This is a genomic window from Streptomyces sp. NPDC014656, from assembly GCF_043084305.1.
Lineage (GTDB): Bacteria > Actinomycetota > Actinomycetes > Streptomycetales > Streptomycetaceae > Streptomyces.
Genome location: NZ_JBIBZN010000013.1, coordinates 191,306 through 212,933, shown reverse-complemented (window position 1 = coordinate 212,933; position 21,628 = coordinate 191,306). Strand labels below are relative to the sequence as shown.

Below are 21,628 nucleotides of genomic sequence, written 5' to 3'. Positions count from 1 at the left end.
ACCCTCAAGGAGCACCCCTGAAGATCCACCCCGCCGCCGACATCTTCGCGATGCTCGACCCCGACGAACTGCTCGACCTCGCCGAGTCCATCAAGGCCGAGGGCCTGCGCCAGGACATCGTCCTCGACACCGACGGCGTCCTCCTCGACGGCCGCAACCGGCTCGCCGCCTGCGAGATCGCCGGCGTCGAACCCCGCTTCACCACCTACACCGGCGACAACCCCCGCGCGCTGATCTTCTCCAACAACGTCTTCCGCCGGCACCTCGCCAAGGGCCAGCAGGCGATGATCACTGCCATGGCCTGTTCACTCTCGGGACACTCCCTGCGTGGCCTGGCCAAGACCCACGGCCTCAGCCGCACCCGTATCTCCGCCGCCAACGTCGTCCTCCAGTACGCCCCCGACCTCGCCGAACAGGTTCGCCTCGGCGCCTTCCCGCTCGACGCCGCCTACGACATCGCCCGCGAGCACAAGGCGAAGGCCGAAGCCCTCCAGGAGAAGCGCGACCGGCTCACCGAGAACGCCCCCGACCTCGCCAAGCAGGTCACCGAAGGCCGTCTCGCCCTCGACGACGCCATCACCACGCTGAAGGAACGCCAGGAGCGGACCCGCATACGGAAGCGGATCGCCGAGGCCGACGAGCTCCGTCTCGCCGACGGCCACACCACCCCGCCTCTGACCCTGCTCGCCGAGCAGGGAGACCTCACCTGGCACCAGGCCCACCAGCAAGCCGAGCAGTACCTCGCCCACCGTGAGTCCGCCATCCACCACACCCAGCAGGCCCTCGAACAGGCCGCCCAGCACTGGGCCCCGATCCGGCCCGCCACAACCCGTCCCGACACCGCCTTCGCCCGTGAAGTCCACGCCAGCCTCTCACCCGAAGCCCAGGAACTGGCCTCCCACCTCATCCCACACATCTGAGACAGCACGCCCTGCGGGTCCCCGACCACCAGCCCGGCAACTCCCTCACGCACAAGCGGTGTCCTCGGTACCGTGCTGAGTACGAACTCCGTACGGACAGGCCGCGCACCCCGCGCGGAAGTCCGGCGGCCGGGGAGGTGTCCTGATGCTGGAGGAAGCCGAGGAGATCGGCCGGCGCGTCCGCAGGGCGAGGCTGCGTCTCGGAATGCCGCAGGCCGATCTGGCGACGGCCCTGGGGAAGTCGCAGGGCTGGGTGTCCAAGATGGAGCGCGGCCTGATCGAGCTCGACCGGGTCGGACTGCTCAACCAGATCGCCGCCGAGCTGCACGTCCACCCGAACGACCTGATCGGGCGTCCGTACAGCAGCTCCCCGGAGGACAACCAGTGGCAGGTGGCAGCCTCCTCGATCCTGCGCGAACTGCGCCGCTACGACCTTGCGCCGGTCTTCGACGGGACGCCGCGGCCGGCCTCGCAGCTGTGGCGTGAGGTGACCCGCCTACACCGACTGCGCGACACCGCCTCGAACGTGGCGATCCTGCGGGTCCTGCCGGATCTGTTCCGTGAGGCGCGGGCCCTGGCCGAGGTGTCGGAGGGGCACGAGCGGGAGGAGGCGTACGCGGTCTACGCGGTGTGCTGCAAGTTCGCCCACACCGCAGCCCACTCACTCGGCCACCCCGAGCTCGTGGCGATGGCCTGCGAGCGGGCGGCGTGGTCGGCACGGCTGTCCGGGGACCCGGTGCTGCCGGCGGTCGCGGACTGGATGCGGGTGTGGGACATGTGGGCGACGGCCGACTGGTCGGACGCGCTGGCGCTCTCGGACAAGGCGATCGGGTCGGTGCAGCAGGCGTACGAGGACGGCGAACCGCTGGCCGTACGAGCGTGGGGCACCCTCCAACTGCGGGCAGCGGTCTCTGCCGCCCGCGCCAGCCGTGCCTCGGAAGCCGAGGACCGGATCGGGTACGCGAAGGACGCCGCCGCGCGGATGGACGCGTACTCCGGGGTGCCGGTGTACGACCGGCACTCGCTGACGTTCTCCGCCGGGAACGTGCAGATCCACGCGATCAGCGTCGCGCTGGAGATGGGCGAGCAGGGCAAGGCCCTGGAGATCAACCGCCGTACCAGCCCCGATCTGGTCGGCGCCCTGCCCAACTCCCGTCAGGGGCACCACCACATGGATATCGCGCGCGCGTGGCTGTGGGACGGCAATCGGGACAAGGCCCTCGTGGAGCTGGAGACCGCCGAGCGGATCGCGCCTCAGCTCGTACGGAACCACCCCATCGCCCGTTCCACGCTCCGCAGTATCGTCTACGCCGAACGGGCAGCCACGCGCGAGAAGTTGCGGCGCATGTCCGACCGCTTCCACCTGGACGGATAGGGGTCGTATTCCTCCGGCTCATATTCGAGGCCGCGACCGCCCCTAACTTCGGGGACATGACCGGACGACGCCTTACCCATCTGCCTTCCCAGGGAGCCGAGTTAGGAACAGCGGCTCCCTTCTTGCCCCAGCTCGGCGACCTCGCCGCCGACACCGCCCGCGAGGGCCGGGTCGGCGTCGTGGTCACCCTCCCCGGCGAGGACTCCGCCACCACCTACCACCTGCGCCCGCCCGGCGGCGGCCCCGCCTGGTCCGCGCCGGCGGACGGCACGACGCTGCGCCCGGTGCCGGCGCAGATCACCCACGCCACGCTGCTGCCCGGCCGGGACGCGGTCTACGACCCGCGCGCCCGCCAGGGTTCGGTGCCCGTGGAGTTCCACCTGGAGGACGGATCCTCCCGCGAGGGGGCCCTCGTCCTCACCGCCGTCGAGCTCGAACGGCTGTACGCGCAGACCTGCCGCCTCCTCGACAAGCACGAGAACGTCCTCGGCGAGGACTCGTGAGCCGGGCCCACCGTCGCTTCCACCGCCCCGCGCCCTTCGTGCGGGCAGACCGCAGCGGCCGGATCGCCCTGACGTTCCTCGCCTTCGCCGGTCTTGTCGGTCCCGCCTGGGCGCTGCGCACCCACGCCGGCCAGCTCCTCGACACCGGCGACAACCGAGTGGCCGTGACCGCGCCGGACGCCGTGGCGCCGTCCCCCGCCACCAGCCACTGAGCGGCCCTCCGCTGAGGAGACCCGGAGCCTCCCCGTCCCGCTCCCGCACCACTCGGCGGAGGGCGACCAGCCCCGTACTCGTCCTCGCACCTCCGACCCGCGAACGGTGAAGGTAGTGACCACTTCCCTAGATCCGACCACTGTCGTCTGGCACCCCGACAGGCCCCTGGAACAGCCCCTCCTCCTGCGCGCCCCGTACGGGCTCGCCTACGTCGACGAGCGCGACGGGGACCGTTCGGTCGAAGGCGTACTCATGAGCCGGGTCGCCCCCGGGGCCGTGGCCCGGCGGACGGCGATGGAGCGGCTGCTGTGCCGGGTCTGCTCGGCACCGGCCGGGCGGACCGGTGCGGGCGTCCTGTGGCTGCTGCCGTTCCCGCCGAGAGATCACCGGTGGGACGGCTGGCCCGAGGGCGCCATGACCACCGAGCCGCCCCTGTGCCTCCGCCACTCCGCCCCGGCCGGGGCGGACATCGGGCACCGGGCCTTCTTCGCCGCCGAGGCCGAGGTCGTCGGGGTCCGCGGAACACTCCACCCGGCGCCGCGGATCCTGGCCTCCCCGGTCGAGCGGATGCTGCGCTTCGGTGACCCGCGGATGCCGTGGATGGTCGCCACCCACTTCGTACGGCAGCTGCGGCGGCTCACCCCGGCCGACGAGCAGGGAAGCACCCGGTGACCGGCGTGGGGCCGCTCGGTCCCGTCGGAGTCCGCAGGGTCAGGGGCTGGGCCACGCGGGCCGCCGCCACCGCCCGTGCCGCCCACCTGACCGCCGCCTACCGGGCCGACCGCACGGAGGTCGTCCGCAATCCGCACCTGACCGCCGAATGGGCTCGCCACGCCGTCCGCTCCCCGGCCCTTCTCACCGCCGTACGCCGGGCCATCGGGCCGAACGTCGCCGTGGAGAACACCTTCCTGGTGATCAAGTGGCCCGGCCGGCCCTTCGAGGTCCCGTGGCACCAGGACGGCGTCAACGACCGGATCGTGCTCGATCCGCGCCGATCGGTCGCCGCCTGGCTGGCTCTGACCAACACCGATGAGTCCACCGGCTGTCTCCGCGTCGTCCCCGGTTCCCAGCGGCGTGGCTACCTGCCGTACGCCGCCGAGCCGGACGCGGGAGCCGTGCGCGGCCGGGCTCTCGGCATCACCGGCGTCGTCCCGTCCGAGGCACGTCCTCTGCCTTCACAGGCTGGTGACGGCTGCCTCATGGACGTCCGCCTCGTCCACGGCTCGGCCTCCAACACCGGGGCCGGCGTCCGCATCGGCCTCAACATCCGCTTCGTCGCGCCCGGCGGCTGCACGGTGCGCGACGGCTCAGACCCCAGCCTGTACCCGGTCTCCGGGACCGGCTGGTAGCTCCACCCATCCACGAGATCCATCCACGAGAGGGGAGAGCACCACCGTGACCATCCTCAAGGAGTTCCTCGCCCAGGACGCGCCCGCGCGGGTCCGCGTTCTGAACGGCGAGGACACCGACGCCGCCCGCCGCGGCGACAAGAAGCCGGTCGTCCGCAGCGAGTGCACCTACTACTGCCCGGACGAGGCGACCTCCCGCCGCTGCATCGAGGCGCTGGAGGAGTCGGACAGGCGGCTGCGTGAGCGCCCGGACGAGCTGATGCTCTGGGACTGGCAGGCCACGTACTTCGAGGCCGAGCAGGACAACGCCCACGGCGGCGGCACGGTCATCCTCGGCGTCGCCTGGTACGACGAGGAGTTCTTCACCGACCGGCGGGACGCCTGGTTCGGCGTCATGCACCAGCGCATCTACAAGGACCTCGGCATCCCGCTGGAGAACATCGAGGTCTCCCACTGGCGGCTGATCGCCTGACGACCGGCCGGTGAGTGAGCGGGCCCGGGGCAGCTAGAGCGTGTCTCCTTGATCCGTTTGTTGGTTGATCGGATATGTCCGTCCGCCTAGTGATCACTGATGCGATGTGGGACTGGATCGAGCCGTTGATGCCGGCCGATCCGGTCCGTGGTCGGCGATGGGCCGACCATCGTCGAACTCTGGAAGCCATCGCGTGGAAGTACCGCACCGGCTCGCCCTGGCGGGACCTTCCGGACGAGCTGGGCTCATTCCAGACCGCTCACAAACGGCTGCTCAGGTGGGCCGTGGACGGCACCTGGGAACGTATCCTCGCCGCGCTCCTGGCGGCGGCCGACGGTGTTGACGACATCGGCTGGACTGTATCGGTGGACTCCACCGTCTGCCGGGCCCACCAGCACGCCGCCGGCGCCAGGAAAAAGGGGCACCACTTCGGGCTGAGCCCGATGACCATGCGCTCGGACGTTCCCGCGGCGGCCTGAGCACGAAAGTCCACCTCGTCAGCGACAGCCATGCACGGCCCCTGGCCCTCCGCGTCACGGCGGGCCAGGCGGGCGACGCGCCGGCCTTCGAGGCGGTCATGGCAGGCATCCGTGTTCCGCGAAGCGGGCCAGGAAGACCGCGAACCCGGCCGGACGCCGTCCTGGCGGACCGCGCGTATTCATCCCGCGCGATCCGTGAGCATCTCCGGCGGCGAGGCATCCGTGCCGTGATCCCGCAGCCCGCCGACCAGGTCGGTCACCGACTGCGGCGAGGTCGCGCCGGTGGCCGCCCGCCCGGCTTCGACGCCGAGGCATACAAGCAGCGCAACGCGGTCGAGCGATGCATCAACCGGCTCAAGCAGTGGCGCGGCCTGGCCATGCGAACCGACAAACTCGCCATCGCCTACCGGGCAGCGCTCCACCTCGCCGCCATCCTCATCTGGGCCCGAGCGTAGGAGCGTCGGGCCGCACAATTTGGAGAGGCACGTCCTCAGCCCAGCATGGCAGCATGCGGCAATGGTCTTTCGACACCCCGACGGCGACTACACCATCACGGCGATGTACTCCATACCCGATGACGCCTGGTATCTGGAACTGGATCTCGTGGCCCGGCAACGGAATCTCGTGACCGCAATCGTCCCCGACGAGGATCCGGCACGGGAGCCGACGGTGTGCTTCAACCCGAACGCAGGACACGCTGACATCCCGTACGAGGTCATGCGCTGGTTCATGCACCAGGTCGATGAAGAGATACGTAGCTCCCGTGCCTGGATGTGCCTGAGACCGGAGCTCGTCGAGATCATCTACCAACTCCGTCAGGAACACATGGGCGTCATCGACGATGACCACTTTCCCCAGGTTCTAGCAGCAGTGCGCACCACGGTCCCCGAGGAAGACCTCCCCGCCGTTCTAGAAGCCGCCTTTGGGCGGAACCCTGACGGCACCACCATGAACCACCCGCAAAGGCCCGGCCTGTAGACGATCAAGGAGACAGGACCTAGCGGCCACGGGTCCGTTCGCCCGCTCCCGCCCCGACGGGCTCCTGGACGGAGCCGGAACCGACGGGAGCCCAGCGGGCAGCGAGGACCGCGCCGAGCAGCCCGACGCCGACCAGGCCGAGGCCGGCCACGGCGAACGCCAGGCTCGGACGGTCGGCGGCGAGCGCGGGCACGAACAGCATCGAGGCCGTCCCGGCGGTGCGGATGACCGTGAGGTCCACGGACATCAGGCGCAGTCGGTGGGCCGGAGGAAAGCCTGACAGGTGAGTGACGAGAGCGACTTGGACGAACGGATTGACCGCCCCGAGCAGGACGGACAGCGCCAGCAGCGCCGGGACCGACCCCGCGAGCGCGATCGCGGCGAGGGCCGCGCCGGAGACCGCCCAGGCCAGGCAGTAGAAGGCCGGCAGGTTGGGCGGCAGGCGGAGGTTCCCGGCGAGGCCGTTCGCCGCGAGGGCTCCGGCCCCCGTGGCGGCGAGCGCGGCTCCGTACGTCCCGGCGCCGGCGCCGAGCTGGAGGGTGATGAAGGCCGGGAGCGCGAGGGCGACGGTGTGGGCGGCGATGCCGACGCCGTGGATCCCGATGGCGACGGCTGTGTCCGGCCGTGTGCGCAGCAGCATCCGTGCCTGGACCGGGGCCGCCTCCTTCGCCGGGGCGCGGTCCTGCCGCACTACCGGGCTGTGGCGGCCCAGGACGGCGGCGGAGACGAGGAAGGTGGCTCCGTCCAGCCAGAACAGGGTGGTCATCGGCATGATCGCGAGCAGCAGCCCGGCCGCGCCGGGCCCGGCGATCCGCGCAATCCGGCCCGACAGGTCCATCAGCCCGCTGACCGCCTGGACGTCCCGCTTCTCGACCAGCTCGGGGGTCAGCGCACCGAGGTTCGGATCGAACACGGCCCCCGCGAACCCGGCCACGAGCACCAGCGCGAGCGCCCCCACCAGCCCGAGATGTGTCCATACCAGGGGCAGTGTGGCCACCAGGCCGGCCCGTACGACGTCGACCGTCGCCAGCGCCCTGAGCGAGCCGAACCGTCCCACGAGGCGGCGCCCGATCGTGCCGAGCAGGATGTACGGGACTGACTCGGCGATCGCCACGAGGCCCATCGCGTACGCTCCGGACTCCTCGAAGGCGATCCACATGACCGCCATCGCGTACAGCCGGTCCCCGAAGACCGACAGGGACTGCCCCACCCACAGGGTGAGCACGGACCGGCTCCGCAGCAGCCGCACGTAACCCAAGATCACCACCGGTCCAGGAACGAACAGAACCCGGCGACACCACAGAGCACCGGGAACGCACGTCACCCTAGAGCACCACGACAGGAGAGTCAGTCGATGTCCGAAGAAATCAGGATTCCCAGGGAGGCCCTGGCCTCCGTCGAATCCCACTGCGGACGACCGGTGCTGTGGGAGATCGTCAGCAGCCGTCGAGGCGCCACCGTCTGGAAGGGCACCGGCCCCGCCGCCTCGGTCGCCCTCAAGGCCGGCCAGGGCGAAGGCGCCCCGATCACCGCCCGCGAGATCACGGTCGCCGAAAGCATGCCGGGCCACAGCCCCCTCATCGCCTCCGGTCGTACCGGAATCGCCTCCTGGCTGATCACGCCGTGGCACGACGGTCCGTCCACCTGGGACGCCTTCCGCACCGTCCGCATCACTCATCAGGGCACGGAGGAGGCCCGGGACGCCGCCGTCGGCCTGTGCCTCGCGGTCACCGACCTCCACCGCCAGGGCTGGGTCCACGGCGACCTCCAGCCCGACCACGCGATCCACACCAAGACCGGCGTCCAGCTCATCGACTGTACCTGGGCCGCTTCCCCCACCCTGCCCCCTTCAAGGACCTTCCAAGGCGGCCTCCCCCACCTCCTCGCCCCCGAACTGGCCGCCGAGATCGAAGCCGGCCACCGCCCGGTCAAGGTCACTCCGGCCGCGGAGACCTACACCCTCGCCGCGACCCTCTGGCGTTCCGCCACCGGCAGGTGGCCGTTCGACTACACCGCCGCGGCCGACGCCGAGGGCCCCATCGCCGGCCCCAGGGCCCGCCAGCTGATCGCTGGTGGTCAGCTCTCACCGGCGCTCGCCCCACAGTGGCCCGCCCTGCTCTCTGTCCTGCGGACCGCCATGGCCGTATTTCCCGAGGCACGCCCGTCCTCCCACGCCCTTGCGCTGCTCATCGCCGACACCCCGCTCTGACGTGGGCATCCTGTGAGCGTCTGTACGGAAAGCTGATCACCGCCGCTCCTCTTCACTCCCCTCTCTGCGAAGGCGGGCTGAGCAGTGGAAAGTCACAGTCCTGGGGTCGGCGGCCGAGCCGCTGGACCGTCAGCGCCGCCAACAGCGCAGGTCCCGGCCCCCTCACAGGCCGACGTCGTCTGCCGATGTAGAGGATTCCTTCTGCATCCGCCTGGCTCTCCGACACGTCCCCCTCGGCGATCAGTGCCACATTGAAGCCCCACAAGTCCGCCCTCAGCCCACTGGGAAGCCGGGAATCCACCCAGGCGAGCGGACATCGCCTGCCGGCCCGGTCGTAGCCGAAGGCGATCACCGCGCCCACCTCATCGGGCAAGGGGTACGCGCTTTCCGGAATGTCCTCCGCTACCCCGCCCAGCGGTTCGCTGACGAAGGAACGCAAGGAAGCGATCACCTCCTCGTCATCTCGCCAGCCGTCCATGGGCTCCCCGTAGGTCCCGGCGTACAACGCTCTGATGTCGATCGCACGGAACCGGGATCTCGGTCTTCCCGAGCCGACCACCTCAGCGAGGTACGAGAACAACAGGTCACGCACCAAGCGGTTTCGCTCGGTCGGCGGCAGACCACTCTGGACAGCGATCCACCTGCCATCCGCCTTCCGGAACGGGAAGGCCAAGGAGCCCTGGGGAAGCTCCAGCTCAACCACCCCGACCTCCATGACGTCGGTCAGTACTTCCAGGGGTAGCGCCCAGAGGTCGTGCGCTCGAAGAAGGCCCCAGTCCGGGCCGCACTCGGCATCCGTTAGACCGGACATCGCCGCACCTCCCGAGAGAGGAAATTTGGCTTATACAGCCATGTTCACCCACTTAGAGGACGAAGTCTGCGGCGTGGATGCCGCATTCTTTGATCTTGGGGATGTCTTGGCGTCCTGGCATGCAGCGCACTTGAGGCCCTCGGCAAAACGCAGCCAGCGCCCGGGTCCGCTTCCGGCAAACCCAGCAGCTCTGGGAACAATGCGCTACTGCGCGAAATCCGAGTCAGGCAGCTGTGGGCCAGTGCTTCGGTGGCGTCGCGGCAGGGTCTGTCATCCGCAGGCGGCTGTTGCGCTGCGGGTCGACAGAGGTGAGAAAGACCAACCTCTGCCCCTCCGCCTTGGCAAGATCGTCCAGGGCATGAGGCAGAGCCGCGCACACCGTCGCTATAGCCGTCCCGAGACCGACGAGACCACCGTGCTTGTGGTTCGTCCGGTACTCGATGCGATGGAGGCCGGACTCGGCGATCGCCCGAACCTCCAGCGGCCGACTGAGCTGTTTGCCGTCGTTGGTGATGATGGCCTGGAAGCCTTCGATCTTGGCTTTGCCGTACAGCTCGATGTCCTTGGTGCCGGCCCATCCGTCCAGGTCGTAGACGTGCAGCACTTCGTGCGCTGCCAGAAGAGTCCGCACGATCCCCGCCATGGGGCGCGGCACGTTCTCATCGAGCAGCAGCTTCAAGCGGCGACCTGCCGAGGCGCGCTGTCGGTGTAGCTGTCGACGTAGTCGCTGAAGTCGAGCGCGTCCCGGGCCGCGTCAGCGCTGACGCCAGGGTAGAAGTCCGTGATGCGCTCGGGCTCGATGCCGTCGCGCACCAGCGCGGCGACCTCCGCAGCGGGCACGCGCGTCCCCTGGATTACTGGCTCCCCTCCGCGTACGGCGGGCTCGACGGTCAGGTGCTGCCTCGGGTGCAGCAATGCCGGGATGTGGCGTCCGTCCTGGTAGAACGGCGCCAGCACATCGACGAGCTGATGGATGACGTAGTTGCCACCCCGGAGAAGATCCGTGGCCTGGCCGTGTTCGGCGAGGTAGATAGTGTCCCGGTCCGTTACCAGGGCGTACGCGGAGAGGTGTTCTCGCTCGCCGAGATCCTCCCGGAGAGTGTTCAGAGCCTTGCGGATCTTCTGGAGCGAAGTCTCCTGGCGCAGGCGTACACAGGCACGCAGCGCCACAACGTCACGGAACGAGTAGAGGATGGGGCGCGCGTCGGACACCTCGGGCACGAGCACGGCCCCGTTCTTGCCCGCCCTGCGCCAATGGGAGAGCTGGCGCATAGTGGCTCCGGAGAGCGCGGCGGCGAGCTTCGGTTCGTACGACACCCACGCCTCCTTCCGCCCCCTCGGATACGAGCCGAACGTATCCCATTGTCCCGAGGCCTCGCCAGAAATGAAGGGCCAGTGCTATGGGAACGTCTGGTTGTAGGACGCCGGCCCGAACCGAGGTGGAAGCTCGGTGCAGAGCGAGCAGGAGCGTTCGAAAGGCTCCGAGCACCGTGCCCTCCAGTGCGGGGAAAAACGGTCGACACCGGCATATCTGGACCGCGGAAGACGCCACACAGGAGCTTGTTTTTGCAGGTCAGACACCTGGTGCTCTTCCGCGGTAACGGTGGTTTCCAACCCGAGTAGCGCGGGTTCGATTCCCGTCATCCGCTCTTGAGAGAAGGCCCAGGTCAGTGACCTGGGCCTTCGTCGTTCTCCGGGGCGGTGCCGGCTGACAGGGCTGCGGCGTGGGGGAGTTCGGCGAGGAGTATCTCGGCGGCCTGGGTGACGTTGTCGGCGTGGACGGCTCGGGCCATGGCGGTGCGGGCGGCCTCGGGCGTGGTGGCGGGCGGGACGACCATGAGGGAGAAGTGGTCGTTGTCGCCGCGGGTGATCAGGACGGTGTCGTCGCCGACGGGGAAGGAGTCGAGGTGCACGACCCGGTCGTCGACGACCAGGCGAGTGGGGATGCCGTTCCAGGCGGAGGCGTCCAGGCCGACTCGGGTGAGGGGCCCGAGATGTTCGGTCAGGGCGGTGATCAGCGGCGGGATCTCCCGCTCGACGTCGCGCGAGCGCGGCCACCACGCGCCGTCGAGGAGGTTCTGTCGGGACCCTGTCGTCTCCAGCCGGAGCAGCGCGGTGCCCGGTCCGACGGCCCGGTGGATCTCGTCCGGCAGGAGGCGCCGCAGCGGGGAGGGGGTGTATGTGTCGGTCATGGTCGGTCCGCCCGTCCACGGGTGGTGCCGATGCCGCCCGGACCGGTGCCACGGCGGACGCCGGGTCGGTGGGCGGGGCGACGGCCCCGTTCTTTCACCGTACTCCGGGAGGACCCGCGGACGCGCCGCTCCCCGCCGGGGGCCGGTCTGTGCGGGTCTTCGGACGTACCGTGGACGTACGGAGACCTGACCGGCCCTGCCTTCGACGGGAAAGGACGGTGCCGCCTTGGACCGCAACGAGCCGGAAGCCGAAGCCCTGCCGCCGGCCGGGGTACGCCGAAGTCCGCATCGTCTCCGCCACCCCGGACGCCGCCCGGATGGTTGCCGATGTCCTCCGTCACTGCTTCGCCGGTGAGGAGCAGCGCAGCTATCCCGCCCCCGGCGGAGGGACCCGCCTCCACCTCACCGTCGACACCGCCCGCACCGCCGAACCGGCCCGGTCCTGGCTGGCCACCAGCAGGCCCCCGAGCGGCACCGGCCCCCACTCCCAGGAACCCTGACCAGGCGGCCGGAGCCGTCGGACGCGCGTGGCGGCCCCAGTCGCAACGGAGCATCCTGGAAGCCGCACCGCGATGCCGGCGGATCGGCCCTCCGGCACCGGACCAGGGCATTGCGCCGCCGCCCGCCTGGAGGCCCCGGATGACCGTCGGACCACACGACGACGGGGGCCCCGCCCTCTCGGAGAGCTTCGGGGAGATGCTGCTGGGCGGGTTCCTGGACCACGCCCACGCGCTGCCGCCCGACCGGGTGGGGTCCGCTCTCGCCGACGCGGTCGCCCGGATCGGCGGCCGGGAGACGCAGATCCTGCTCCAGGACTACGGGCAGCGGAACCTGGTCCCCCTCGCCGGCGACGGGCTGGAGGACGGCGATCCCCTGCCCATCGACGGCTCGGCGGCCGGCTGCTGCTTCCTCACCTCGCTCCCGGTCGAGCTGGCGCTGGCCGACGGGGTGCGGGTCCACCTACCGCTGCTCGACGGCGGCGACCAGGCCGGTGTCCTGGCCGTCACCCTGGACGCGGTCGACGACGATGCCCGTCGCATCCTGTGCAGGCTCGCCGCCCTGGCCGCCGACACGATGCGGGCCAAGAACGGCTACACCGACCTCTTCTTCCGCACCCGCCGGGGCGAAGCGATGAGCGTCGCCGCCGAGATCCAGTGGTCCCTCCTGCCCCCGCTCGCTATGACGATGCCCCGCGTCGCCGTCGCCGGCGTCCTGGAACCCGCCTACGACGTGGCCGGCGACAGCTTCGACTACGCCCTCAACGGCGACGTCCTCCACCTCGCCATGATCGACGCCATGGGCCACGGCCTGGACGCCGCGACCATGGCGACCGTGGCCATCGGCGCGTACCGGCACGCCCGCCGCATCAGCGTCGAACTGTCCGAGATCTACCTTTTCATGGACCGGGCCGTCGCCGAGCAGTTCGCCCCCGACCACTTCGTCACCGCGCAGATGCTGCGGCTGGACACGACCACCGGCAGCCTCCAGTGGGTCAACGCCGGGCATCCCGCCCCCATGCTGATCCGCGACCACCGCGTCGTCCGCCGCCTGAACAGCCCCACCACCCTCCCCGTCGGCTTCGGCGGAGACCAGCCGCAGGTCAGCGAGGTGAAACTGCTGCCCGGGGACCGGATCCTCTGCTTCACCGACGGCCTGATCGAGGAACACGAGAGCGGGCAGGAGGAGTTCGGCGAGGACCAGCTGATCGACTGGGTCCATCGACTGGACCAGGCCGACCGGGGCGTACGGGCCGTGGCACGCGACCTGTCCCACACGCTCAGACGGGCCCGCGGCGGGGCCACCACCGACGACGCCACCCTCGTCCTCGTCGAGTGGCGCGGACGGAAGTGACGGGGCCCGGCGCGTCCGGCTCCGGCGCGGAGTACGTTGGAGGTACCGGGAGCACTTCGAACACCCGCTCCCACGCGGACGTCGTTCCCGGCGATCACTAGGCCGGGGCGCCCGCAGGCGCCTCGGGGACGGGTCCCGGTCCCATGACCAGCACCACCGCTCCCACCCGCCAGGCGCGCCTGGCACTGACACCGAACAACTCCCCGGCCGGGCTGCTGGACGGCGCCTGGTGGCCGTGTTCACGCGATCTCGCCACCGAGCTGCCGCCCCTGGTGGAGGCGCTGCGGGACCGCTTCGGACGCGTCACACGCATCACCGCGAACCCGGCACCCTGGTCTGACCCCCTGCACAAGGTCCCCGTCGGCGGCTACGCCGTGCACGTCGGCTGGTTCACCGACCAGGCCCTCGACACGATGATCCTGCTCTCGTACAGCCTCGGCCGCTGCGACCTGCTCGTGATTCCCCCGGAGAGCGAACCCGCCTCCGCCGCAAGGCTGATGGCCGCCGCGTCCGCCCCGGGCAACGTCCACACCACCGGCATCCTGATGTCCCGCGAGGACGCCGTCGGCCGCCGCCTGCTGGAGACCCGAGTCGGCGAGGACGCCTGGGAGACGGAAGGCGGCGCCTCCGGACAGCCCCTGCCCCCACCCCACCCCATCGTCGGGGCACGCATGATCCACCTGCCCCAGGGCATGCGGAGGTGACACCCGCTGTTCCCTCGGCCCCGCTGGTCCCTTGTCCAGGAGCTGTCACCACCGCTGTCATCGCCCTCCGCTCCCGTGCCCCATCCGTGCCCTTCGGGACGGTGAACAGCGGTCAAAACGGGTACGCCCGAGCCGGTGGAAGGCTGGACGCCAGGGATCGTTTCCCCAGGTCAGGCACTAGATAAGCGAGACGGGCGTCGGTGATTCCCAAGCTTATAGCGCGGGTTCGATTCCCGTCATCCGCTCTTGAACGAAGCCCCAGGTCAGAGACCTGGGGCTTCCTCGTTTCCAGACCTGTCGGGGGCTGCCGTGCCCTCCGTGTGCCCCGCCGCGCGGTCAGGCCCGTACGAGGGTGAACAGCACCGGGGTGCGGATGCCGAGGTGCGCGGCGGGGTTCGCCGGCTCGCCGGAGAGCGTCGTTCCGTCTTCGCCGGACTTCCCCGCGTCGAGGCCCAGCTGCCCGACGTGCCGTTCTCGGCGGAGGCGGAGGCGTATCGGCACGGCTTGAGGTGTTCGGGGGGCTGAGGACCGCGGTCGCCGAGGGGCGCGAGTGGATCGCCGCACGGCGGCGGAGGACCGGCGGCCCCAGCGGAACGAGAGGAGACAGAAGGGGAGATAAGCAACAAAGTGCGCATGTGGGTGCGCGGTGTTGAGATGGACCGGACCACCGTGGAACGGAGTGAGCCCATGGGCGCAGCCCTCCCCTTCGAGGACACCACCGACTTCGACGACGCCGACCGGGGGTTCGTCGGTGCCCTCGTCCCCGGCGTCGTGAAGGCCGCCGACGGCCGGGTGATCTGGGACAACGACGCGTACGCCTTCCTGGAGGCCGAGTGCCCCGGCACCGCCCATCCCAGCCTGTGGCGGCAGGGTCAGCTCTGCGCCCGTCAGGGTCTGTACGAGGTGACCGAGGGCGTCTACCAGGTCCGCGGCCTGGACATCTCCAACATGACGCTCGTCGAGGGCGAGCGCGGTGTCATCGTGATCGACCCGCTCATCTCCGCCGAGACCGCCGCCGCCGCGTTCGCGCTCTACAAGGAGCACCGCGGTGAACGTCCCGTGACCGGCGTGATCTACACCCACTCGCACGGCGACCACTTCGGCGGCGTCCGCGGCGTCCTCCCGCACGGCACCGAGGAGGGCGTCCCGATCCTCGCCCCCGAGGGCTTCCTGGAGCACGCGGTCAGCGAGAACGTCTACGCGGGCGGGGCGATGGGCCGCCGCGCCGGGTACATGTACGGCGCCATGCTGCCCAAGTCGCCCGAGGGACAGATCGGCGTCGGTCTCGGCCAGGCCACCTCCAACGGCACGATCACGCTCGTCCCGCCGACCGTGGACATCACCCGGACGGGGCAGGAGGAGACGGTCGACGGCGTGCGGATCGTCTTCCAGCTCACGCCCGGCACCGAGGCCCCGTCCGAGATGAACTTCCTCTTCCCCGACAAGCGGGCGCTGTGCCTGGCGGAGAACGCCACGCACAACATGCACAACATCCTGACCCTGCGCGGCGCCGTCGTCCGCGACGCCCGCGTCTGGGCCCGCTACCTGGACGAGGCCATCGAGTACTTCGACGGGCGCTACGACGTCGCGTTCGCGTCCCACCACTGGCCCACCTGGGGCCACGACAACGTGGTCGCCTTCCTCTCCGGACAGCGCGACCTGTACGCGTACATGCACGACCAGACCCTGCGCATGCTCAACGACGGCCTGACCGGCCCGGAGATCGCCGAGGAGATCCAGCTGCCGCCCGCCCTGGAGAAGTCCTGGCACGCGCGCGGCTACTACGGCTCGCTGTCGCACAACGTCAAAGCGATCTACCAGCGGTACCTCGGCTGGTACGACGGCAACCCGGCCCATCTGTGGGAACACCCGCCCGTCGAACTCGCGCAGCGGTACGTGGACGTGGCCGGCGGGCCGGCCGAAGCCCTCGCCAAGGCCCGCGCGTACGCGGACGCCGGCGACCTCCGCTTCGCCGCGACCCTCCTCGACCACCTGGTCTTCGCCGACCCCGGCAACCGGGACGCGAAGGAGACGCTGGCGGACGTCTACACCCGGCTCGGTCACGGCGCCGAGAACGCCACCTGGCGGAACTTCTACCTCATGGCCGCCAAGGAACTGCGTACCGGCCCGGAGTCCGACATCGTCGACCTCGCCAACCCCGAGATGCTCATGGCCCTCACGGTGCCCATGCTCCTGGACTCCATCGCCATCCGCCTCGACGGCCCCCGTGCCTGGGACGAGGACCTGGCCGTCGACCTCGTTCTCACCGGTCCGGCCGCCGAACGGGCCCGGCACCGGCTCACCCTCCGGAACGGCGCCCTCACCCACCGCGCCGCGCCCGCCGACACCGCGCCCAAGACCCCCGCCGGGCTCACCCTCACCCTGACCAAGGCCCAGCTCCTCGGCGTCCTCGCCGGCGAGGGGCTCGACGGCGTCACGGTCGACGGCGACCCGGCCCTCCTGGCCCGCCTCTTCTCGTACGTCACCACCCCCGACAAGACCTTCGCCGTCGTCACGCCCTGACGCCCGACCCCTGGCCCCGGTCCCTGAAGAGGACCGTTGAGTGCCGGGCGATTCCCGAGCTCAGGGGGCGGGTTCGATTCCCGTCCTCCGCTCCCGTCCTCCGCTCGCAAAGACGAAGCCCCAGGCCAGTGGCCTGGGGCTTCGTCGTCATCCGGACGTCTCGGGGCCCGTGTGGGGTGACGGGGCCCAGCCGCCGTACGGCACGGTGATGAGTTCCATGGCGTGACCCGCCGGGTCCATGAAGTACACGCCGCGGCCGCCGTCGTTGTGGTTGACCGTGCCGGGCTGCTTGCGGTGGGGGTCGGCGTAGTGCTCGATGCCGCGCTCTCTGATCTGCGCGTACGCCGCGTCGAACTCCTCCTCGGAGATCAGGAAGGCGTAGTGCTGGGGGGTGATGGTGTCCGCGGGGACGGTGGCGAAGTCCAGCGTGACGCCGTTGCCCAGGCCGACCGCGATGAACGGGCCCCACTCGGCGGTGATCTCAAGGCGGAGAAGGTCCGCGAAGAACTCAGCGGACTCCCGGTTGTCCCGGGCGTGGACGATCGTGTGGTTCAACTCGACTGACAAGGAATGCCTCCGAAGGCATGTCCCGACACCTCCATGCCTCACCCAGCCGGTGACCGACACGCGATGTCGGCGTACACGTTAGCCCCGATCTACGCAGTGGGCAACGGCAGTTGACGAGGAGAAGGTCACCGGAGGCGGAACCGCGGCCGAGAGCCGATCGCCGGGACCGGGCGGGATCACGGCAGGCGGTCGACCAGTCCGTCGACCAGTCCGTCGACGTAGTCCGGGGCGAGCGGGACCATGCCGAACAGGACGCGGACGTACATCGGGGCCAGGACGTGGTCCAGCACGTCGAGCGCGTCGGGCGCGTCCTCTCCGCGTTCGCGGGCGCGGTCGAGCATGGACTGCAGTTGCCGGGTGCGTTCGGCGCGGAGTTCCTCGGCCGCCCGCACGCCCCGCTCGCCGCTGCCGGCCAGGGCGACAGCCAGGTGGAGCACCGCGGGGCCGTCGGGCCCGGTGATCTCGCGGGCCACCTGGGCCGCGTACGTGCGCAGGTCGCCGGCCAGGCTCCCGGTGTCGGGCATCGGCGACCGCGCGTTGAGGCGGGTGAGCGCCACGTCGGTGAGCAGGGTCTCCAGGTTGCCCCACCGGCGGTAGACGCTGCTGTCGGCCACGCCCGCGCGGGCCGCGACCTCGCCGACGGTGAAGTTGCCGTAGCCGCGTTCGCGGATCAGGTCGGTGACGGCCTGGTGCACCTGGGCGCCGACGCGGGCGCTGCGTCCGCCGGGCCGCCTGGCTTGCTGTCGCTCGTTCACGCCACCACCTTAACGCAGCCATCTCTTGCGTTTACAGGGGTGCCCTCTCTATAGTCGCCTAACGCAGTCGCTGACTGCTTTTAGGTGGCTCGGTAGGGCCACCGCCCGCGTCACGCCCGGCCGGGTGTGACCGATGGACGAAGGGGGATCTGGATGACGGCACCGCGTACGGCCTCAGACGGTCGACCGAACCGGGCCGTGCTGCTTGCGGTGACCTGCCTGGGCCAGTTCATGGTCCTGCTCGACAACACGATCGTCGGAGCGGCACTGCCCGACATGCAGCAGCGGCTGCACACCGGGTTGACCGGTCTGCAGTGGATCGTCGACGCGTACGTCCTGCTGGTCGCGATGCTGCTGCTGTCCGGCGGCGTCTTCGCCGACCGGTTCGGCCGCAAGCGGGTGTACCTGGCCGGGGTGGCGGTGTTCACCGCCGCGTCGGTGCTGTGCAGCCTCGCGCCCTCGCTCGGCTGGCTGATCGCCGGCCGGGTCCTGCAGGGCATCGGGGCCGCGGCGCTGAGTCCCGCCTCGCTCGCCCTGCTCGCCTCCGCCCATCCCGTACCGCAGGAACGCGTCAAGGCGATCGGGCTGTGGGCCGGACTCAGCGGGATCGGTCTGGCGGCGGGCCCCGCGGCCGGCGGAGTTCTGACGGACGCCTTCGGCTGGCCCGCGATCTTCCTGGTCAACCTGCCCGTCGGCGTGGTGCTTCTGCTGGTCGGTCTGCGCCACCTCGACGAGTCCCGCAATCCGGGCGCCCCCGCGATCGACGTCCCGGGCACGGTGCTGTCCGTCCTGGGGGTGGGGGTGCTGACCTACGGGCTGATCGAGGGTGGTGCCCGCGGCTGGACGTCGCCGGTGATCCTGGGAAGCTTCGCCGCCGCGGCACTCCTCCTCGCCGCCTTCGTCGCCGTCGAAGCGCGCCGTTCCGCACCGATGCTGCCGCCGCGGCTGTTCCGGCGGCGGTCGTTCACCGTGTCCCACACGGCCATGGGCGTGGTGGGGTTCGCGCTCATGGGGTCGTCGTTCTTCTTCTCCCAGTTCTTCGTGCACGTCCAGGGCAGCTCGGTCCTGCGCGCCGGCCTGCAGACCCTGCCGATGTCCCTCGCCATGGTGGTCGTCAGCCCGTACGCGGGCCGGCTCGCCGCCCGGTACGGCTTCCGCGTCGTGGTCACCACCGGCCTGACCCTGGCCGGCCCCGGACTGCTCGCGCTCGGCACGGTGCACGCCGACACCGGTTACGGGAACGTCTGGTGGCGGCTGGCAGTCGTCGGCACCGGCTTCGCCCTGACCCTGTCGCCCCTGACCGGAGCCGCCATCCAGGCGGTCGGCCCGCAGGAAGGCGGCCTCGCCTCCGGCATCAGCAGCACCACCCGGCAGATCGGCGCGGTGCTGGGCGTGGCGGTGCTCGGAGCCGTCGTCCGCGCCCGGCAGTCCGGCGGCGCCTCCTTCGAGGCCGGTCTCGACAGCGCCTTCGTCGTGGCCGGCGCCCTCACCTCGGCCGCCGCCGTGTTCACCGGCCTGTGGCTGAGGAAACCCCGGACATCGTCACCGCCGTGCCCGGCCGCGGCGACACCGCCGTCGGCAACGACGTCTGGTTCGGCTACCGGTCGACCGTCACGCCGGGCGTCCGGATCGGGGACGGCGCGATGATCACGGACGACGCCGTGGTGACCGCCGACGTCCCGCCGACGTCCCGCCGTACGGCGTCGTCGGCGGCAACCCGGCCCGACCGGTCCGCCGCCTGGTGGGACCGGCCCACCGACCTCGTCACCGAACACGGAACGGAGAAGTCCCTTTGAACCACATGCCCCACGTGTCCATCGAAGAGCACCCGGTGGCCGACCGCGCGGCCGGACCCTACGCCCTCACCACGGGACCCGACGGCGCCCTGTGGTTCACCCTCGTCCACGGCGGCCGGATCGGCCGGCTCGTCCCCGGCGAGGAACCGACCAGCCACCGGCTCGACCCCGACTGCGGGCCGACCGTCATCACCCCCGGCCCCGACGGCGCCCTGTGGTTCACCGAGTACGAGGCGGACCGGATCGGACGCGTCACCACCGGCGGCACCGTCACCGAGTTCGACGTCCCCACCCCCGGCTGCGGGCCGTTCGGCATCGCGGCGGGCCCCGACGGCGCGCTGTGGTTCACCGAGACCGCCGCCGACCGCGTCGGCCGGATCACCGTCGACGGCCGCGTCACCGAGTTCCCGCTGCCCGTCACCGGCGCGTTCCCCTCCGCGATCACCGCCGGCGCGGACGGCGGGATGTGGTTCACCCTCAACCAGGCCGACGCCATCGGCCGGATCGGCACGGACGGCGTGATCACCCTCCACCCCCTGCCGACGGAGGCGGCGGCGCCGGTCGGGATCGCGGCGGGCCCCGACGGCGCGCTGTGGTTCACCGAGATCGCCGCCGGCCAGATCGGCCGGATCACCCCCGACGGGCGGATCACCGAATTCCCGCTGCCCGACCGGGCCGCCCGGCCGCACGCCGTCACCGTCGACGGCGACGGCACCGTCTGGTTCACCGAATGGGGCGGCAACCGCGTCGGCGCCCTCACTCCCGAAGGCTCCCTCACGACGTACGACCTGCCCACCCCCGGCTCCGAGCCCCACGGCATCGCCGTCGGCCCCGACGGCTCCCTGTGGACCGCGCTGGAGACCGGCGCGCTCGCCCGCGTCACCCCCTGACCACCCCGTCCCACTCCACCGAGTCGACAGGGCCGCCACACGGCGGCCGGAGAGGAAGACCCCATGAAATACGCGCTCGTGATCTTCGAGACGGACGAATCGCGCCGCCGGATCCAGGCCGACCGGGCCGCCTACCGCAAGGAGTACGAAGGCTGGATCGGCGGCCTCGCCGCGGCCGGGAAACTCGTCGGCGGCGACGCCCTGGAGACCGAGCGCACCGCCCCCGCGACGGTGCGCACCGCGGCCGACGGGACGACGACGGTGACCGACGGGCCCGCGCACCCCGGCGGGGAGACCCTCGGCGGCTGGTTCGTCGTCGAGGTCGCCGACCGCGCGGAAGCCCTCGAACTGGCCAGGAGCCTGCCCACCCCGGAGACCGTCGAGATCCGCCCCCTCCTCGAATCCGCATGACCGGCCCGGCTCGAAGCGGCAGGCCGGAGCGGCCGGCCCGCCGTGGCCGGAAGACCGAAAGACCGAAAGACCGAAAGACCGGAAGACCGTGCCACAGCGTGCCGTGGAAGCGGTGAACAGCGGTCGGCAGAGGGTCCGGCAGGACACCGGGGCCGCTCCCGGCTACGGCTGTTCCCACAGGTCAGGTGGGATGTACGCGGTCGAGTGCCGGGTGATCCGCAAGCCTGGGGCGCGGGTTCGGTTCCCGTCGTCCGCTCTTCTCGCGACGCCCCGGGTCGGGGGCCCGGGGCTGCTGCCCCTCGGCGGGCTTCTCCTCGGCCGCTTCGCGCTGCGGACGGGAACGGGCGCAGCGGATGCGCGCGGGCGCATACTGGCAGCAATGACAAAGCCCAGTGCACCGAAGCGCTTTTTGCCCACCAGCCCCTTCAAGGCCCCGGTCGCGCTGCCTCCCAAGCAGTTCGCCGTGGGCGACCAGGTCACACACGACGTGCACGGCCTCGGCCGGGTCGTCGGCGTCGAGGACGGGATCGCCGCCGTCGTGGATTTCGGCTCGGCGCGAGAGCGGATCCTGAGTCCGTACGCCAAGATGAGCAAGCTGTAGGACCGCCGTGCCCGGTCACGGCACCCCAG

General features: G+C 71.0%; 25 protein-coding genes and 2 pseudogenes. 19 read left to right on the top strand and 8 right to left on the bottom strand.

The features are described 5' to 3' along the window. The first annotated feature begins 50 nt into the window (after positions 1-50). From ACF1ED_RS27460 to ACF1ED_RS27420, 9 genes are all read left to right on the top strand, one after another. On the top strand, positions 51-920 hold the full coding sequence (locus ACF1ED_RS27460; protein WP_391764856.1) for a ParB/RepB/Spo0J family partition protein: 870 nt from the start codon (positions 51-53) through the stop codon (positions 918-920). A 145-nt stretch (positions 921-1,065) separates the two neighbouring features. After that, positions 1,066-2,295, top strand: a complete 1,230-nt coding sequence (locus ACF1ED_RS27455) for a helix-turn-helix domain-containing protein (RefSeq protein ID WP_391764854.1) — start codon at positions 1,066-1,068, stop codon at positions 2,293-2,295. A 122-nt stretch (positions 2,296-2,417) separates the two neighbouring features. Beyond that, on the top strand, positions 2,418-2,798 hold the full coding sequence (locus ACF1ED_RS27450; protein WP_391764852.1) for a hypothetical protein: 381 nt from the start codon (positions 2,418-2,420) through the stop codon (positions 2,796-2,798). Further along, complete coding sequence (locus ACF1ED_RS27445; protein WP_391764850.1) at positions 2,795-3,010, top strand: hypothetical protein; 216 nt, start codon at positions 2,795-2,797, stop codon at positions 3,008-3,010. Before ACF1ED_RS27450 ends, ACF1ED_RS27445 begins: the two co-directional genes overlap by 4 nt. A gap of 115 nt (positions 3,011-3,125) precedes the next feature. Then, a complete protein-coding gene (locus ACF1ED_RS27440) occupies positions 3,126-3,683 on the top strand; it encodes a hypothetical protein (RefSeq protein WP_391764848.1) in 558 nt (185 codons plus the stop codon). Next, on the top strand, positions 3,680-4,360 hold the full coding sequence (locus tag ACF1ED_RS27435) for a phytanoyl-CoA dioxygenase family protein (RefSeq protein WP_391764846.1): 681 nt from the start codon (positions 3,680-3,682) through the stop codon (positions 4,358-4,360). The genes ACF1ED_RS27440 and ACF1ED_RS27435 overlap by 4 nt, the downstream gene beginning before the upstream one ends. A 46-nt stretch (positions 4,361-4,406) precedes the next feature. Next, on the top strand, positions 4,407-4,832 hold the full coding sequence (locus tag ACF1ED_RS27430) for a hypothetical protein (RefSeq protein WP_391764844.1): 426 nt from the start codon (positions 4,407-4,409) through the stop codon (positions 4,830-4,832). A 74-nt stretch (positions 4,833-4,906) separates the two neighbouring features. Next, positions 4,907-5,766, top strand: a protein-coding gene (locus tag ACF1ED_RS27425) for an IS5 family transposase (RefSeq protein WP_391764842.1) whose coding sequence is annotated in 2 segments (ribosomal slippage) — positions 4,907-5,249 and positions 5,249-5,766 — 861 coding nt in all. Because the reading frame shifts where the segments join, the coding sequence is not laid out codon by codon here. Positions 5,767-5,827: 61 nt separating this feature from the next. Then, positions 5,828-6,289: a hypothetical protein gene (locus tag ACF1ED_RS27420; RefSeq protein ID WP_391764840.1), complete on the top strand. Its 462-nt coding sequence runs from the start codon at positions 5,828-5,830 to the stop codon at positions 6,287-6,289. Positions 6,290-6,308: 19 nt separating this feature from the next. Here ACF1ED_RS27420 and ACF1ED_RS27415 read toward each other — a convergent pair whose 3' ends face one another. After that, positions 6,309-7,556 (bottom strand): MFS transporter, encoded by a 1,248-nt coding sequence (locus ACF1ED_RS27415; protein ID WP_391764838.1) that lies wholly within the window; start codon positions 7,554-7,556, stop codon positions 6,309-6,311. A gap of 87 nt (positions 7,557-7,643) precedes the next feature. On the opposite strand from ACF1ED_RS27415, the gene ACF1ED_RS27410 reads away from it, so the two are divergent. Continuing rightward, complete coding sequence (locus ACF1ED_RS27410; RefSeq protein ID WP_391764836.1) at positions 7,644-8,498, top strand: hypothetical protein; 855 nt, start codon at positions 7,644-7,646, stop codon at positions 8,496-8,498. A 52-nt stretch (positions 8,499-8,550) separates the two neighbouring features. On the opposite strand, the gene ACF1ED_RS27405 is transcribed toward ACF1ED_RS27410, so the two are convergent. The 4 genes from ACF1ED_RS27405 to ACF1ED_RS27390 all read right to left on the bottom strand — a co-directional run bounded on the left by ACF1ED_RS27405 (position 8,551) and on the right by ACF1ED_RS27390 (position 11,501). After that, complete coding sequence (locus tag ACF1ED_RS27405) at positions 8,551-9,309, bottom strand: hypothetical protein (protein ID WP_391764834.1); 759 nt, start codon at positions 9,307-9,309, stop codon at positions 8,551-8,553. Positions 9,310-9,532: 223 nt separating this feature from the next. Further along, a complete protein-coding gene (locus tag ACF1ED_RS27400) occupies positions 9,533-9,988 on the bottom strand; it encodes a DUF5615 family PIN-like protein (RefSeq protein ID WP_391764832.1) in 456 nt (151 codons plus the stop codon). Further along, positions 9,985-10,626: a DUF433 domain-containing protein gene (locus tag ACF1ED_RS27395; protein ID WP_391764830.1), complete on the bottom strand. Its 642-nt coding sequence runs from the start codon at positions 10,624-10,626 to the stop codon at positions 9,985-9,987. The genes ACF1ED_RS27400 and ACF1ED_RS27395 overlap by 4 nt, the downstream gene beginning before the upstream one ends. Positions 10,627-10,976: 350 nt before the next feature. Next, positions 10,977-11,501: a DUF5994 family protein gene (locus ACF1ED_RS27390; RefSeq protein ID WP_391764828.1), complete on the bottom strand. Its 525-nt coding sequence runs from the start codon at positions 11,499-11,501 to the stop codon at positions 10,977-10,979. A 218-nt stretch (positions 11,502-11,719) separates the two neighbouring features. Here ACF1ED_RS27390 and ACF1ED_RS27385 point away from each other — a divergent pair, with 218 nt between their 5' ends. The 3 genes from ACF1ED_RS27385 (at position 11,720) to ACF1ED_RS27375 (ending at position 14,056) form a co-directional block, all read left to right on the top strand. Next, complete coding sequence (locus ACF1ED_RS27385) at positions 11,720-12,001, top strand: hypothetical protein (RefSeq protein WP_391764826.1); 282 nt, start codon at positions 11,720-11,722, stop codon at positions 11,999-12,001. Positions 12,002-12,140: 139 nt separating this feature from the next. Further along, a complete protein-coding gene (locus tag ACF1ED_RS27380; protein WP_391764824.1) occupies positions 12,141-13,352 on the top strand; it encodes a PP2C family protein-serine/threonine phosphatase in 1,212 nt (403 codons plus the stop codon). A 143-nt stretch (positions 13,353-13,495) separates the two neighbouring features. Then, positions 13,496-14,056 (top strand): DUF5994 family protein, encoded by a 561-nt coding sequence (locus ACF1ED_RS27375; RefSeq protein ID WP_391764822.1) that lies wholly within the window; start codon positions 13,496-13,498, stop codon positions 14,054-14,056. A 336-nt stretch (positions 14,057-14,392) separates the two neighbouring features. Here ACF1ED_RS27375 and ACF1ED_RS27370 read toward each other — a convergent pair whose 3' ends face one another. Beyond that, the gene (locus ACF1ED_RS27370; protein WP_391764820.1) at positions 14,393-14,557 is read right to left on the bottom strand and encodes a hypothetical protein; all 165 of its coding nucleotides are present in this window, start codon (positions 14,555-14,557) and stop codon (positions 14,393-14,395) included. Positions 14,558-14,743: 186 nt separating this feature from the next. On the opposite strand from ACF1ED_RS27370, the gene ACF1ED_RS27365 reads away from it, so the two are divergent. Then, positions 14,744-16,579 carry an alkyl/aryl-sulfatase gene (locus ACF1ED_RS27365; RefSeq protein WP_391764818.1) on the top strand — a complete coding sequence of 612 codons (1,836 nt, stop codon included), beginning with the start codon at positions 14,744-14,746 and terminating at the stop codon, positions 16,577-16,579. A 147-nt stretch (positions 16,580-16,726) separates the two neighbouring features. Here ACF1ED_RS27365 and ACF1ED_RS27360 read toward each other — a convergent pair whose 3' ends face one another. Further along, positions 16,727-17,146, bottom strand: coding sequence for a VOC family protein (locus ACF1ED_RS27360; protein WP_391764816.1), 420 nt, complete (start codon positions 17,144-17,146; stop codon positions 16,727-16,729). A gap of 176 nt (positions 17,147-17,322) precedes the next feature. Beyond that, on the bottom strand, positions 17,323-17,901 hold the full coding sequence (locus tag ACF1ED_RS27355) for a TetR/AcrR family transcriptional regulator (RefSeq protein ID WP_391764814.1): 579 nt from the start codon (positions 17,899-17,901) through the stop codon (positions 17,323-17,325). Between the two features lie 153 nt (positions 17,902-18,054). On the opposite strand from ACF1ED_RS27355, the pseudogene ACF1ED_RS27350 reads away from it, so the two are divergent. The 5 genes and pseudogenes from ACF1ED_RS27350 to ACF1ED_RS27330 form a co-directional block, all read left to right on the top strand. After that, a pseudogene (locus ACF1ED_RS27350) lies at positions 18,055-19,432 on the top strand (MFS transporter); the annotation flags it as partial. Next, positions 19,431-19,663 (top strand): annotated as a pseudogene (locus tag ACF1ED_RS27345) (hypothetical protein); the annotation flags it as partial. The pseudogenes ACF1ED_RS27350 and ACF1ED_RS27345, both read left to right, overlap by 2 nt. A 39-nt stretch (positions 19,664-19,702) precedes the next feature. Continuing rightward, positions 19,703-20,587, top strand: a complete 885-nt coding sequence (locus ACF1ED_RS27340; RefSeq protein WP_391764896.1) for a virginiamycin B lyase — start codon at positions 19,703-19,705, stop codon at positions 20,585-20,587. A gap of 63 nt (positions 20,588-20,650) precedes the next feature. Then, positions 20,651-20,998: a YciI family protein gene (locus tag ACF1ED_RS27335; RefSeq protein WP_391764812.1), complete on the top strand. Its 348-nt coding sequence runs from the start codon at positions 20,651-20,653 to the stop codon at positions 20,996-20,998. 379 nt (positions 20,999-21,377) lie between these two features. Continuing rightward, positions 21,378-21,599, top strand: a complete 222-nt coding sequence (locus ACF1ED_RS27330) for a hypothetical protein (protein ID WP_391764810.1) — start codon at positions 21,378-21,380, stop codon at positions 21,597-21,599. The last annotated feature ends 29 nt before the right edge of the window (positions 21,600-21,628 follow it).